Origin of the sequence: Enterococcus sp. DIV1375a (assembly GCF_051712205.1) — a bacterium.
In the GTDB taxonomy this organism is placed as follows: domain Bacteria; phylum Bacillota; class Bacilli; order Lactobacillales; family Enterococcaceae; genus Enterococcus; species Enterococcus faecalis.
The window spans coordinates 728649-743914 of record NZ_JBIOOM010000001.1 but is presented as its reverse complement, the minus strand read 5'-3'; the positions used below and the strand labels follow the sequence as shown (position 1 = coordinate 743914).

Here is a 15266-nt window from a genome sequence, read left to right as displayed (position 1 = left end):
ATCCTCCTCGATACAACGTTCTGCTTGAAGCTCGTAAAGCGTTATTTCTTCGCTTTACGAGCTCCTTTGTTTTTCGTGTTTTTCTTTTTGTTTTTCTTCTTTTTGCGTGTTTCTTGTGGTTCTTTGACAACAGAATTTACTGTTTCTGGTTTTCTTTCTTTCGTACTCTTTTTTTCTGAATACGTACCTTTGACTACGTTCTTTTTTTCTAGTTCATCTTTGGCTTTTGGCTGTTCATGAAGTGCACCATCATATAAAAAGATTTCCTGATAGGGAATGGCCAATTGTTTCATCAAACGTTGATAATCTCTTTTGGTGCCATCGTTGATAAACGTAATCACTGCCCCTTGTGCACCCATCCGGCCAACGCGACCAGAACGATGAATATAGCTCTCTTCGGTTAAAGGAACATCTACGTTTACGACGTAAGGGACCCCTGTGAAATCTAAGCCCCGTGCCGCAATATCCGTGGTTAGTAACAACTTCACTCGTTCTGCTTTAAATTGATCGATCGCCAATTTACGCAACTGTTTACTTTGATCTGAAGCCAGACCAATAGCCGGCACATTCTCATAAACTAATTTTTCTTCTGCTGCACCTAAATCAGCAACTTGATTGAAAAAGACCATGCTTCTGAATGCTTCTGTATGGGCCAAACGACGTAAGTAATCAGCTTTTTTTCTTGGTGCTAACCGAATAAAGTAGTGGGCGACTTGACCTGCTGAAGTATCTTCTTCCGTCACATCAATCACCTGTAATTTTTGGCTTAAAGATTGCGCTTGATTCACGACACGATCAGCAGTCGCTGAATAAAAAACAAGTTGGTATTCGGTTGGTGTGTGTGTCAAAATTTGCTTGGTTAAACTTAGCTCTTCCTCTTGGAAAAGTTGATCAACTTCATCCATTACAATTGTTTTTACCAACTGAGCTTTGACTTTTTTGTTCTTCATTAACTCTAAAATCCGACCTGGTGTTCCGATTAACACTTCGGGACGTTTTTTTAACTTGTCAATCTGGCGTGAAACATTTGCCCCACCGATTAACGTTTGAACCGTTAATTGAAGTGGCTTAGCCCAAGTCCGAGCAACTTCAGCAATTTGCATAGCTAATTCTTGAGACGGAGCAATAATCAACAATTGATTTCCCTGTCCTTTTTCAACAGTTAAGAGTAAAGGCAGCATGTAAGCAAGTGTTTTTCCAGTTCCTGTCGGCGAAATTCCTAAAACATTTTCTCCTTCGCGAAGGGGCGTAAAACTTTTTTCTTGAATTGTTGATGGTTCGTTAAAGCCAGAAGCTTGCCACTGTTCTTGCCAAGCCTCTGGAAGTTGTTCTAAAAATCTCATATTGTTCCTTTCCTATCGCTTAATTCTTATTTATCAGCATCAAAAATAATGCCGGCACTATGACGTAAATCAGTGACTACTTTATTGACATTTCGAGCAAGCTCAACCCATTCTTCATACTTGGTGCCCCAATACTTATCTGTTGGGTTATTTAAAACTGCTGCAAAATCACGGGCTTCTTCAATCATTGGATTATCGGCTACTTGAATATCTAAGACATCACGTTCTTCATGTGCGCGATCATGGTACTCAGCCGAAGAAATAGCATTGACACTATCTAAAATCAAGGTCCCGTTTTCAAAGTAAATTTCGGATGGCGCAAAAGAATCACTAATTTTCCCAGTGTTTAACGTCACGTCAAACTGATCATATCGTAAAATAATTGTTCCTAAGCCATCGACACCTGTCGCAATTTTACTAGCAAAATAATGGCTTTCGTTTGGTACGCCAAACCAGCCCAAGGCTGCATAAACTAAATAAACGCCTAAATCCGCTAAGGCTCCCCCAGAAAAATGAGGAGAAAAAATATTTGGCTCTTTGCCTTCTAATACTTGATCATAGCGAGAAGAATATTTCATATACGTAAAATTCGCACCTAAAATTTGGTTTTTTAATGGCAATAATTCAGCAATTTTTTGGAAACTTTGCTCATGAATATTACGGGCCGCTTCAAAGAAATACACACGATTTTTATTCGCTAATTCAATAATTTCTGCCATCTCATCAGGTGTTGAAAAAGCTGGTTTTTCAACAATTACATTTTTTTTCGCTAAAATTGCTTGTTTCGCTTGTTCAAAATGTAATGAATTTGGTGAGGCAATATAAACCGTATCCATATGTGCAATACCAAAAAACGTCTCTAAATCAATTGCATATTCCACATCCCCATAGCGAGAACCAAATTCTTGTGCCGTTGCTAGTTTCCGAGAATAAACAGCCGTTAAATCATACGCACCCGTTTCTAAAGCTGCTGCAACAAATTGATGACTAATCCAATTGGTACCAATTACGCCTAAATGTATCATAATCAAAAACCTCCATTTTTTGTTTATTTACTCTCTTTATAATAGTAATCTCTCGTACAAAAGTCACGTAATTACCCTGCCTTAAAGCGCTAGGAGTTCTTCAAGTTATTTATTAGGATCATCAAATGCCTGTAATAAATCAAAGGTTACCTGTGACTTAAGTTCAATCGTTGCTGGTGTTACGTGGCAATTGTAAGCAAGGACTTGCACACCTTGATCAATTGCAGCACCCAGATTTTCAGCAAAGGCAGGTTGCATCTCTTGGTGAATCGTTGCTTGCTTAATTTCTTCAAATTGGACCACAAACAAAACGTAACAGCGGTAACCAGCTTTAGTTGCAGCCATTAGTTCAGTGACATGCTTCAAGCCACGAAGTGTTGGCGCGTCAGGAAAAGCACCGATGCCTTTATTTTCTAAAGTCATGCCTTTCACTTCGACAAAAGCTTGTTCGTCCGCATCCGTTTCCACTAGAAAATCAAATTTTGAATGTGCGAATCGTTGCTCACGTTTAACAGTTTGGATCGTACCAACTAAACCAGGAAGCACAATTTGACCATTTTTTAACGCTTCATTGACTAATGTATTCGGTACTTGGCTATCAATATTAATCCAAAAAGAACCTTTTTTTACTGCAATCAAATCGTAATCTGTTTTTCTTTTAGGCGATGGTTGATAACTAAGCGCCACAACAGCACCTGGTAAAAAAACTTCTTTCCCTCTGCCAGTATTTTTGACATGTGTGACCACTTCTTCATTCGTTTCCATTAAACGACAGTGTGCAATAAACCGATTGGGTCGTTCGATAAAATAAGCAAGTTGGACATTCGGGTACTTCATACACAGACTTCCTTTCTTACACACTATACCATAAAAAAACAAGGAAAAGTATAGACCAAAACCAACAATTTTACTATCTTGTGTCAATCATTAAATATTTGTCAATTCTCAGCGATTTAGTCGAATATTTTAGACAAGTTCTATATAATAAAGGTAACGAAGACGAATAAATGAAAATGAAGGTTAGGAGGAATTTCTTTGAAAAAACATTGGACTTTCTTGGTTGGTGCATCTTTACTTACTGGATTAGCAGGCTCTATCCTCTGGAAAAAAAATAAACAGCTCCCTTCCCCACAGGAGCTTCAACACAACTATACTGGGCATTGGTGGTTTGTAGACGTGAAGAAAGCCACGCAACACACCTTGGAAATCACCTCATCTTTCAATGTTTTCATTGATGGCAAACAAACGCATGCCTTGCTTGTTGAATTAACCCCTAAACGCTTAGTTATCTTAGACAAGTTAGGTTACCATTTAATCATTCAATGTGAAAATGGTGTCCCTGCAACGCTTTACGATGAAGCCGACGATGAAACCTACACACTAGAACGGGCCATTTACAATTAATAAATCACCCACGACACATAAAATGAAGTATGTGCGGTGGGTGATTTATTTTTTTACATCCCTTGCAAAAGCATTCAGAAAGTTTTCTTACAACTTGAATATTATTAAATAGTCAAATGCGCCTTTTTCTGATAAACTTAGGATGATGTTTTTTTGAAAGGATGAGCCCCTATGACACCAAATCGCGAAGACTATTTAAAATTAATTTTTGAATTAGGTGGCGACGAAGTTAAAGTGAATAATAAACAAATTGTTTCTGGACTCGATGTTTCGGCAGCTTCGGTTAGTGAGATGATTTCAAAGTTAGTAAAAGAAGATTTGGTTGAGCATTCTCCTTATCAAGGGGTACAATTAACTGAAAAAGGCTTAAAAAAAGCGAGTACGTTAATTCGCAAACACCGAATCTGGGAAGTCTTTTTAGTAGAGCACTTAAATTACACTTGGAATGATGTGCACGAAGAGGCAGAAGTTTTAGAACATGTCACTTCACAGACGCTTGTGAACCGTTTAGCGGATTATTTAAATCATCCAGAATTTTGTCCACACGGTGGTGTTATTCCCGAAGATAATCAACCCATTCATGAGGAGAAACGCCAAACGTTAACAGACTACCCTGTTGGCACAAAAATTCGGATTGCACGTGTCTTAGACGAAAAAGAATTACTGGATTATTTAGTTTCCATTGATTTAAATATTCAAGAAGAATATACGATTAAAGAAATTGCTGCATATGAAGGACCAATCACCATTTATAATGAAAACAAAGAATTATCCGTCAGCTTTAAAGCAGCAAACACAATTTTTGTTGAGCCGTTGATTAGAGAAAGTGAGGAAAACTAATGAATGAAAAAGTAGCATTATTTACTATTTTCGGGGGGACAGGTGATCTTGCCAAACGCAAATTGTATCCTTCCCTGTTCCGCTTATATAAAAAAGGATTATTAGCTGAGCGTTTTGCGGTGATTGGTACCGCACGTCGGGAATGGACAGACGAATACTATCGTGAAATCGTTCGTGAAACCATTCAAGACTTAAATCCCACGGCCGAAGAGGCGACTGAATTTTCTAGTCATTTCTATTACCAATCACATAATGTGAATGATACGGAACATTATAATACCTTAAAAGAATTATCTGATCGCCTAAATGAACAATACCACTTAGAAGGCAATCATGTTTACTATTTAGCTATGGCCCCTCAATTCTTTGGAACCATTGTTAATCACTTGAAATCACAACATATTATTTCGGAAGAAGGCTTTGATCGTCTAATTATCGAAAAGCCATTTGGTTCTGATTATGAATCTGCCTACGAATTAAATGAAGAAATTCGTGCTGCATTTCCTGAACAAGATATTTTCCGAATTGACCACTACTTAGGCAAAGAAATGATCCAAAATATTTCAGCCATTCGTTTTGCCAATAATATTTTTGAATCACAATGGAACAATCGTTACATTGATAATGTCCAAATCACCTTCGCTGAAAGCTTAGGTGTCGAGGATCGTGGCGGCTATTATGACCACAGTGGCGCACTAAAAGATATGGTTCAAAATCATATTTTACAAGTCGTTGCATTGCTTTCTATGGAGCCTCCTGTTGCTTTTTCTGAAAAAGAAATTCGGACTGAAAAAGTAAAAGCTTTACGTGCCATCCGCCTTTATTCTGAAGAAGAAGCCCTTCAAAATTTCGTGCGTGGCCAATACGGCGAAGGTCAGCTAGCTGATCAAACATTTGCAGCCTATCGTGATGAACCAAATGTGGCAGAAACTTCATCCACTGAAACTTTTGTTGCTGGTAAATTTTTAATTGATAATTTCCGTTGGTCTGGCGTCCCTTTCTATGTTCGCACAGGTAAACGATTAACTGAAAAAGGCACACGCATTAACATCGTCTTTAAACAAGTACCTATTAATGTCTTCAAAGATGATACGTGTGAAGAATGCGATAAAACCGATTTACCACCGAATGTTTTAACTATCTATATCCAACCAACTGAAGGATTTTCATTAACCTTAAATGGAAAAGAAATCGGTCAAGGGTTCAATACAACTCCAGTGAAACTTGATTTCCGTCAAAGTGCTGAAATGACTGAAAATAGTCCAGAAGCGTATGAAAAACTTCTATTAGACTGCCTAAATGGCGATAGTACAAACTTCTCTCATTGGGACGAAGTTGCCCAATCTTGGCGCATTGTTGACATTATTCGACATGCTTGGGATAAAACAGACGTTTCTTTCCCTAATTATGCCGCTGGCACAATGGGCCCGCAAGCTGCCTTCGACTTATTAGAAAAAGATGGCTTTACTTGGGAATGGCAACCAGATAACTGGTACCGTGACCGCGGTCAACTTGATCAATAAATAAGCCAAAAAAGATCCGCTAGTTAACGACTAGCGGATCTTTTTTCTTGTTTATTCGAATCCTTCAGCAACCGCTTCTGGATAATTTTCTTCAACAATGTGTGCACAACGGCCACAAAGTGTTGGTAATTTTTCATCTGAGCCGACATCTTGACGAACGGAACGACAACGGTCACACGTTTCGCCTTCTGCTTTTTCAACTAAAATAGCCATGTCTTCAAATTGAACAGCTTCACTAGGTGCTACTTCTTTTGATACTTCAAAGTCGGAAACAATTAGTAATTGAGCAATATCTGCATCAACAGCTGTCATTAATTGACGAATTTGTTCATTTGGATAAACGGTCACTTTGGCTTCTAACGATTTACCGATTAATTTAGAATGACGAGCTTCTTCCAACGCTTTTAAGACATTGTCACGGAAATCCATAAAGGCTGCCCATGTATCCATTAATTCTTCTTCATTAGTAAACGTTTCGTAACCTGGGAATTCAGCTAATTGCACATACTCTTCTTCTTCTTGTAAGAAACTCCAAATTTCTTCCGCTGTATGTGGAATAATTGGTGTCAATAATTTTGTTAACGAAACCAATGTTTGATAGAAAACAGTCTGCATACAACGACGTTGATAATCATTTTCTGCTTCAATATAAACGACATCTTTCGCAAAGTCTAAATAGAAAGAAGATAAATCTACAGTTAAGAAGTTCATAACTGTCCGATAAATATGCATGAAATTATATTTTTCATAACCATTTTCACGGATTTCTTGAATGACTTGATTTAAACGAACCGTCATGTATTTATCTACAGAACGTAAATCAGCATAAGCTACAGTATGCTCAGCTGGATTAAAATCACTCGTATTCGCTAACAAGAAACGCATAGTATTACGGATTTTCCGGTACACTTCAGATACTTGGTTTAAGATATCCATTGAGACACGCACATCGGCTTCCGCGTCAACACTACTTACCCACAAGCGTAAGATATCTGCACCCATTTGATTGATAACTTTTTCAGGTAAGATAGTATTGCCTAACGATTTACTCATCTTACGGCCTTCACCATCGAGAACCATCCCTTGAGAAATGATTGATTTATAAGGCGCTACCCCATTGATAGCAACACTTGTTGTAATACTTGAGTTAAACCAACCACGATATTGGTCAGAACCTTCTAAATACATATCTGCTGGGAAAGTTAACTCTTCTCTTTCTCGTAAAACTCCTTCATGTGAAGAACCTGAGTCAAACCAAACGTCCATGATATCTGTTTCTTTGGTAAACTCGCCATTTGGTGAACCTGGATGTGTAAAGCCTGCTGGTAGTAACTCTTTTGCTTCACGCATAAACCAGATATTTGATCCATGTTCTGCAAATAAATTCGCTACATGTTCAATTGTTTCTGGCGTAATGATGGCTTCCCCGTTTTCAGCATAGAAGATCGGTAATGGTACACCCCACGCTCTTTGGCGAGAGATTACCCAATCACCACGGTCACGAATCATATTATATAAACGTGTTTTTCCCCAAGGAATTAGCCATTCAACTTTCTCAACTTCATCTAAAATATCTTGACGGAATTTAGAGATTGAAGCAAACCATTGTGGCGTTGCACGGTAGATAACTGGTTTTTTGGTACGCCAATCATGTGGATAACTATGCGTAAAGAAATCTAATTTTAATAACGCGCCTTTTTCTTCTAATAACTCAGTAATCATTGGATTCGCTTTGTCATAGAAAATTCCTTCAAAACCAGGTGCTTCATCTGTAAAGACCCCACGACTGTCAACAGGAGAAATAACAGGCAAATCATATTTACGGCTAACGATATAGTCATCTTCACCATGCCCTGGTGCGGTATGAACTAAGCCAGTCCCAGCATCTAGCGTCACGTGGTCGCCTAGCATAACAAGTGATGTTCGATCATAGAATGGATGTTGAGCTGTCATACGATCTAATTTTTCACCAGAAAATTCTCGCAAGACTTCTACTTCTTCCCAACCAACCGCTTCTTTAACTGTTGCTAATAAATCTTTAGCAATTACAAATTTACGACCGTCTGCCTTCACTTCAACATACGTAAAATCAGGATTAACTGAAATACCTAAGTTGGCTGGTAATGTCCAAGGGGTTGTCGTCCAGATGACGAAGGCTGTCTCGTTATCTAAAAGACCTTTACCATCGGCCACATTAAAAGCTACGTAAATAGAAGGTGATTTTACATCTTTGTATTCAATTTCTGCTTCTGCTAAAGAAGATTCACTTGAAGGAGACCAATAAATTGGTTTTAAGCCTTTATAAATATAGCCTTTTTCTGCCATCTTACCAAAAACACGAATTTCTGCTGCTTCATACTCTGGATCTAACGTAATGTATGGATGTTCCCAATCGCCTGACACACCTAAACGTTTAAAATCGTTACGTTGTTTATCGACTTGTGATAAGGCATACTCTTTACATTTTTCGCGATACTCAGCGACAGTCATTTCTTTACGTTTAACCCCTTTATTGGTTAACACTTGCTCAATTGGTAAACCATGAGTATCCCAACCAGGCACATAAGGAGAACGGAAACCAGACATTGATTTTGAACGAATAATAATATCTTTACTGATTTTATTCAAAGAATGTCCTAAATGAATATTTCCGTTTGCATACGGAGGGCCATCATGTAAAACAAAGGTTGGTTTTCCTTCGTTTAATTTTTGACGTTGTTCATATAAGCCTTTTTCTTCCCAGTCTTTTTGCCATTCTGCTTCACGGTTTGGCAAGTTCCCACGCATTGGAAAAGCTGTTTTTCCTAATTGCAATGTTTCTTTCATTTTCATATGCATTTGCCTCGCTTTCATTTTATCGATTTAATTGTGTTAGTTCATACTAAAGATGAACGATAGCTGATAAAAGTAGATAAAAAAAGAGTACTCCATCCCAAGGGACGAAGTACTCGTGTTACCACCCAAATTCAAAGTAGAGTTGCCCCTACTTTCTCTGAAATTGATAACGGTAATTATCCGGCAATTCCTACTCAAGTGTTCAGAACTGCATCTAGGATAGAGGATCTGTTTAATGCCAGTGTCTGTCAAACTTTCACTATCATTGACTCGCTGCTAAGAATAAACATTAAACGTTCTGTTCTATCTATTTTGATTCTTCTTCAATTGTTTCTTCAGTGACTTCAATTACAGGCTTTTTTTCTACTACAGCATCTGTGTTCTCTTCAGAGTTTACAACAGTTTCATTTTCGTTGTCAAGGTCTTGTTCATCAAGAATTTCCTTAACTGCTGTATGTTTGTCTCCGACATAACTAGAAAAAGGCTTTAAAATCTCTTCCCACTCTTCACTCTTCACTTGCTCTAATTGAGTTTCAAGCATTAAGCTTAAGCGTTGATGGAAGACACGTGTTTTCTTCTTCAAGTCCTCTGTTTCCCCAGCTAATTGGCGAGCACGTTCAATTGCTTCTGCTAAGATTTGTGTTGATTTCGCTTCAGCATCTGCAATCATTGCATTTGATTTACGTTCAGCTTCTACCAAGGTTTCTTTGGCTTGGTTATCTGCCGAAGTGATAATCATTTCTGATTCTTTATTGGCACTTGATTTCACTTTATCAGCGGTATCTTGTGCAACAATAATTGATTGGTTCAATGCATCTTTCAATTCATTGAAGTATTGTAATTTTTCTTCTGCGTGTTTTAATGATTTCTCAAGTTCACGATTTTTTTGTAATGCATCTTCATAATCACGTGTGACTTGATCTAAAAAGTCATCTACATCGTCTTGGTTATAGCCTCTCATTTTTGTTGAGAAGTCTTTGTTTTGAATATCTAATGGAGTTAATGCCATATTCCTTCACCTCTTTGGATTATTTTTGTAAAACCCCTTATGAACACATTCTCATACTAATCCTGAAATAGCAAATATCTTACTTTTTTTATTATACACAACTTCGTCTGAATGAACAGCCAAAATGGTTTTCTTAAACAAAAGTTCGAGATTATTTTCTCAATACCCCTAAGAGGACACGAAATTTTTCTTTCTTTGTTTTTCCTTCTAATTCTTGAATCTGAAGGCGCCCAAATCCTCGTATCGAAACAATATCTAATAAGTCTAAGGCAAAATCTGGTCGTGTCGTTTCTGTCCAATTGACTTTTACTTTACCAGATTCGATCAATTGTTTTGATCGCTGCCTTGAAATATTAAATACGGCGGAAATCACACTATCCAGCCGCAAAGAGCTCATAGTCGTTCGCTCTTCTTGCCAACCATCCTTCGGTATCAAAATTTGTGTATAATCCCGCTCTTCTAAGCGAACAGTAATTTTACCAATTTTGTCGACTTGGTTAACAACGAAGGCAGCTACTTCTTGTGCTATAAAAACCTGCCACTTATCACCATCGGAAATAATATCTCCAAAGGCTTCCCTACGAACCCCAACATTCATCAAGGTGCCTAAAATTTTCCCATGAGATAATGTCGCAAATTTAGATGGATAAATAATTTCAAATAATACAACACCAAAATCTGTCTCTTCTGGTATGTAATACGCTGGATAAATCAAGCAGCGTTTTCGTTCTGCTTGCTCATAACCACCATAAAAAGTAAACGATAAATCACTGTTTTGTCGAATCAACGTTTCCAAAATATACGCCTGTCTAGGATCAAGAAAGTCTGTCAAATAAGGCGCGTATTGCATCTCCACTTGCTCTAGCCAATCCCCGACAGTGTCAATAAAAGGATGTTCATCTTTGCGGAAATGTTGATACACATTTGCGTTCATAGATAAATCATCCTTTCTAAAAGTTATTAATAAACAATAGCTCGTAAAATGACTGCTAAGCCACCCGCTGCTAGGTTAAGGACAATAATCCCTACCATTACGTTAAATCCAACCATTCCAATCCTTAAATTCAAACGGTCAAACAAACTTAAGTATGGTTCACAAATTCTAGAGAGCAAACGCCCGAAAGCAGAATCATATGCTCCTGGAAACCATGAAAGTAGCGCGTAAATCACTAGTAATCCTGAATAGATTTGAACGCCTTTGTATAATAGAGTAATCAGTGTTGCGATAATAACACCTCCCTAAGGCTTAGAAATCAAAGAACTGTTTGTTGGCTAAAGATTGTGCTGTCGCACTATCAATTTCCATATTCGCTGGTGTGCATAAGAAGATTTCATTGCCAACGCGCTGAATATCTCCGTCTAAAGCATACACAGTACCAGTTAAGAAATCAACGATGCGTCGTGCTTGGTCTTCTTCTACTAATGTAAAATTAACTAGCACAGCTTCTTCAGCAAATAAATGTTTCGCAATGCTCATTGCTTCTGAATACACACGTGGTTCAATAATAGTAATTTTATGTGTTTTTGCATTGGCGGTGCTTTCTTGTGCTCGTCTTGTATTCGTAGTCGCTGATTGATTAGAACTACGCATAGAAACCACTTTTTTCTCTGTGTAAGCCGCTTGTTGTGTGTCTCTTTCTTGATGCGCTTCAGCAGAACGATAGCGTGCAGAAGGTTTTTCAACTACAGGCTCACTTTGTTGTGTATAAGCTGGCTGACTGTAACTTTCCTGTTGTTGAACAGGGCGTTGTGGTTTAGGCCGAGCTGCACGACGCGGTGGTTCATTAACTGCTTTGCGCTCTTCATATTCTTCGTAGTTATCATAATAATCATCTTCTTCGCCAGATAAGCCAAAAAAGCTCGATAACGCATCCTTGTTAAAAATTGACATAAATTCCTCTCCTTTACGCATCTCTGAATAACGCTGTTCCGATTCGTATAAAAGTTGCACCTTCTTCAACTGCGATTGGGAAATCGTTACTCATTCCCATGCTAAGTTCTGTACAAGGAGCAAAAGATAAATGTTTCTCATTTACGGTCATTTGCAGCTCTTTTAATTCTCTAAATGTTGCATGTAATACTTCTTCACTTGCCCCAAAAGGTGCCATAGTCATTAGACCGACGATTTGAATTTTGTCCAAATCAGCAAGTTCTTGAATGAAAGGTAAGACGTCTTCTTTACGAAAGCCGTGCTTGCTTTCTTCCCCAGTTATATTCACTTCAACAAAACAACGAATAACTTTCGTTGCTCTTTTTTGAATTTCTTTGGCCAGACTCAGACTATCTAATGCATGAAAATAATCTATCTCATTAATAATTAATTTTACCTTCCTACGTTGTAAATTACCAATTAAATGCCACTGAATATCATTAAATTTTTCCAATCCAGCTTTCTTTTCTAGTAACTTATCTACTCGGTTTTCAGCTAAATTCTGGACACCAAGCTGAACAAGCTCTGCTGCTTCCTCAATTCCTACTGATTTAGTGACGCCAATCATTGTCACATCAGCAACAGAGCGCTGTGAGCTTTTGCATGCTAGCTGAAGTTGATTATTAATATTTGTTAAGTTTTCAGCTATCATTTCTAATCGATGCTCCTTATCGTTTTCTGCGGAAAAATGGTGGCGTACTTAATTCGTCATCATTGTGATTTGGTTCTTCACGGTGGAATGTGTCAAATTCTTTTTTGTCTACTTGTTCTAATGAAGATTCATCAACTTTTGGACGTGTATTTTGTTCTCTGCGAATATCCCAATCGCCAAAAGCACTTGCTTCTTCTTGTGATTTTGGTTGATCCATTTCCACAGATTGAGTTGTTTGTTGCATTGGTTGAACCGCTTGTCTTGTTTGACGGTGCGGTTTTCTATCCTTTTTTGATTCATCAATACCTGTAGCGATTACTGTTACACGAATTTCGTCGCCTAAATCTTCGTTGATTGATGTACCTAGGATGATGTTCACATCACCTGAAGCAGCATTTGTAACGATATCTGAAGCATCTTGCGCTTCAAACAAGGTCATATCTAAGCCACCAGTAATGTTTAATAAGACTTGTTCCGCACCATCGATTGATGTTTCTAACAATGGTGAAGAAATAGCTTTTTTCGTTGCTTCAATTACGCGTTCTTCGCCGCTCGCTACACCAATTCCCATTAAAGCTGTTCCTTGGTTTTCCATCACTGTTTTCACGTCAGCAAAGTCCAAGTTTACGTAACCTGGTGCAGTGATTAAATCTGAAATCCCTTGAACACCTTGACGTAATACATTATCAGCTTCTCTAAATGCTTCAAGCATTGGCGTTTTCTTGTCAACGACTTCTAATAAGCGGTTGTTTGAGATAATTAATAGTGTATCAACGTTTTCTTTTAATAAGGCAATTCCTTCAGCGGCAAAACGACCACGCTTTGGACCTTCAAAACTAAATGGACGAGTTACTACACCAACTGTTAAAGCGCCTAATTCTTTAGCGATTTTTGCAACTACTGGCGCAGCACCTGTACCAGTTCCGCCACCCATACCAGCAGTAATGAAAATCATATCCGCGCCTTGTAATGATTCTGAAATCACTTGTTCACTTTCTTCTGCAGCTTTTTGGCCAACTTCAGGTTGTGAACCAGCACCTAAACCACGAGTGTATTTAGGGCCTAATTGAATCACTGTTTCTGCTTTTGAATGTTTTAATGCTTGAACGTCTGTATTGGCTGTGATAAATTCCACACCTTTAACGTTTTCTTCGATCATACGGTTTACAGCGTTTCCGCCGCCGCCACCTACACCGATAACTTTAATGACTGCACCGTTGTTAATGTTATTGTCTAATGAAAATTCCATGATATCGTATCCTCCTGTTTGTGTGATTAGTCGAAAATGTTCGAGAAGAAGTCTTTGATTTTGCCTGTCACTTTTTCACCAGACTCACGTTCGTTGAATTCTTCGTATTCTTCTTGAGGCTGTTCAGCATATGTGTCATAGCGAACTTCTTGTTGGACAGCGACTGATTGTGCTGGTTTCGATTTTTCACCAGGGATTGCATATTTGGCAATGTGATAAATATCGTTTAGTTGCGCTGAATATTCCACAATGCTAATGACATTAGCAAAGACTGGGTTACGTAAGCCCATGTGATTTGGTACGTATAGTTTTACGTTGGCTTCAAAAATTTCTTGCGCCAAATCGACAATACCTGGCATACTAGCGGCGCCACCAGTTAACACAACGCCTCCAGGTAATTCAAACGCATCAATTTCATCCAGAACTTCTTTTGATTTTCTCAAAATTTGTTCCACACGCGCTTCAATAATTTCTGAAAGGTAACGTTCGTCCACTCTTACAGGCTCTGACTTACCGATAACATCAACAGGAAACTCTTCGTTTGCTGAAGTTCTTTCTGGATAAGCATCCCCATAATTAATTTTTAAGGCTTCGGCGTTGTTAAAAGAAGTATTCAATACGATTGAGATATCTTTCGTGATGAACTCGCCGCCTTCTTGGTTAACATGAGTAAATTTCAATTGTTTGTCGTGGATAACAGATGTCGTTGTTTGACCGCCACCCATATCAATGACAATTGTTCCAAAGTCTTTTTCGCCATCTGTTAAAATTGTTTCCGTTAAAGCAAGCGGTGTAATCACTAATTCGTTAATTCCTAAGCCAGCTTTTTCAACACATTTACGGATGTTATGGATGATTGTTTTTGGTCCAGTATAGACAACGCCAAACATCTCCATGCGAACGCCAAGCATTCCACGTGGGTCTTTGATGCCTTCAAAGCCGTCGACGGTAAAGTCTTGCGGTAAGATTGCAACAATTTGACGTTCAGGAGGAGTTGAACGAACCAAAGCTGCAGATGCGACGTTGCGCACATCCTCATCTGTAATTTCTTTTGATTCACTGCTAACAGCTATCATTCCTTGACAGCTTTCTACTTCTAATAAATTCGCTGGTAATCCAACATTTACGCTTTTAATTTGAATGCCGGCTTTTTCTTCGGCTTGTCGAACGGCCCGTTGGATTGCTTGAACTGTTTGATCAATATCGACGACAATCCCTCGATTCAAACCGTCTGATTTTGCATTTCCAACGCCGATGATGTTCATTTGACCTTCAATATATTCAGCGACAACTACTTTGACAGAAGTTGTACCAATATCGAGGCCTACATACATTCCTGTTTTTGCCATGAACGGAATTCCTCCTCCTATTAATTCCAATATCTAAGCGGACAAAGGCGTCCGTTTAACTATCTCTTTTTTAGTATTATTCACTTCTTCCAATTTTACCATAAAAA

At 38.3% G+C, this 15266-nt stretch carries 14 protein-coding genes; 3 read left to right on the top strand and 11 right to left on the bottom strand.

Annotated features, from left to right (window positions below; translation table 11 throughout):
- Positions 1-41 precede the first annotated feature (41 nt).
- From IGJ63_RS03640 to sfsA, 3 genes are all read right to left on the bottom strand, one after another.
- Positions 42-1343: a DEAD/DEAH box helicase gene (locus tag IGJ63_RS03640; protein ID WP_241408302.1), complete on the bottom strand. Its 1302-nt coding sequence runs from the start codon at positions 1341-1343 to the stop codon at positions 42-44.
- Between the two features lie 26 nt (positions 1344-1369).
- The gene (locus IGJ63_RS03635; protein WP_002355910.1) at positions 1370-2368 is read right to left on the bottom strand and encodes a Gfo/Idh/MocA family protein; all 999 of its coding nucleotides are present in this window, start codon (positions 2366-2368) and stop codon (positions 1370-1372) included.
- Between the two features lie 105 nt (positions 2369-2473).
- Positions 2474-3205, bottom strand: a complete 732-nt coding sequence (sfsA, locus tag IGJ63_RS03630; protein WP_142957270.1) for a DNA/RNA nuclease SfsA — start codon at positions 3203-3205, stop codon at positions 2474-2476.
- A 198-nt stretch (positions 3206-3403) separates the two neighbouring features.
- Here sfsA and IGJ63_RS03625 point away from each other — a divergent pair, with 198 nt between their 5' ends.
- From IGJ63_RS03625 to zwf, 3 genes are all read left to right on the top strand, one after another.
- A complete protein-coding gene (locus tag IGJ63_RS03625) occupies positions 3404-3772 on the top strand; it encodes a DUF4828 domain-containing protein (RefSeq protein ID WP_002355908.1) in 369 nt (122 codons plus the stop codon).
- Between the two features lie 171 nt (positions 3773-3943).
- Positions 3944-4612 carry a metal-dependent transcriptional regulator gene (locus tag IGJ63_RS03620; protein ID WP_002358896.1) on the top strand — a complete coding sequence of 223 codons (669 nt, stop codon included), beginning with the start codon at positions 3944-3946 and terminating at the stop codon, positions 4610-4612.
- Entirely contained in the window at positions 4612-6135 is a 1524-nt protein-coding gene (zwf, locus tag IGJ63_RS03615; RefSeq protein WP_002355906.1) for a glucose-6-phosphate dehydrogenase, read from the top strand. The genes IGJ63_RS03620 and zwf overlap by 1 nt, the downstream gene beginning before the upstream one ends.
- Positions 6136-6186: 51 nt before the next feature.
- Here zwf and ileS read toward each other — a convergent pair whose 3' ends face one another.
- From ileS to ftsA, 8 genes are all read right to left on the bottom strand, one after another.
- On the bottom strand, positions 6187-8967 hold the full coding sequence (gene ileS / locus IGJ63_RS03610; protein ID WP_438745943.1) for an isoleucine--tRNA ligase: 2781 nt from the start codon (positions 8965-8967) through the stop codon (positions 6187-6189).
- A 310-nt stretch (positions 8968-9277) separates the two neighbouring features.
- Positions 9278-9979 carry a cell division protein DivIVA gene (gene divIVA, locus IGJ63_RS03605; protein ID WP_002355904.1) on the bottom strand — a complete coding sequence of 234 codons (702 nt, stop codon included), beginning with the start codon at positions 9977-9979 and terminating at the stop codon, positions 9278-9280.
- A gap of 151 nt (positions 9980-10130) precedes the next feature.
- Positions 10131-10913 carry an RNA-binding protein gene (locus IGJ63_RS03600; RefSeq protein WP_284955284.1) on the bottom strand — a complete coding sequence of 261 codons (783 nt, stop codon included), beginning with the start codon at positions 10911-10913 and terminating at the stop codon, positions 10131-10133.
- A 26-nt stretch (positions 10914-10939) separates the two neighbouring features.
- Positions 10940-11197, bottom strand: coding sequence for a YggT family protein (locus tag IGJ63_RS03595; RefSeq protein ID WP_002355902.1), 258 nt, complete (start codon positions 11195-11197; stop codon positions 10940-10942).
- A 28-nt stretch (positions 11198-11225) separates the two neighbouring features.
- On the bottom strand, positions 11226-11870 hold the full coding sequence (locus tag IGJ63_RS03590) for a cell division protein SepF (protein WP_002355901.1): 645 nt from the start codon (positions 11868-11870) through the stop codon (positions 11226-11228).
- A gap of 13 nt (positions 11871-11883) precedes the next feature.
- Positions 11884-12561: a YggS family pyridoxal phosphate-dependent enzyme gene (locus tag IGJ63_RS03585; protein WP_002358890.1), complete on the bottom strand. Its 678-nt coding sequence runs from the start codon at positions 12559-12561 to the stop codon at positions 11884-11886.
- Positions 12562-12577: 16 nt separating this feature from the next.
- The gene (gene ftsZ, locus IGJ63_RS03580) at positions 12578-13810 is read right to left on the bottom strand and encodes a cell division protein FtsZ (protein ID WP_002355899.1); all 1233 of its coding nucleotides are present in this window, start codon (positions 13808-13810) and stop codon (positions 12578-12580) included.
- A 26-nt stretch (positions 13811-13836) separates the two neighbouring features.
- Complete coding sequence (ftsA, locus tag IGJ63_RS03575; RefSeq protein ID WP_002355898.1) at positions 13837-15159, bottom strand: cell division protein FtsA; 1323 nt, start codon at positions 15157-15159, stop codon at positions 13837-13839.
- Positions 15160-15266 lie beyond the last annotated feature (107 nt).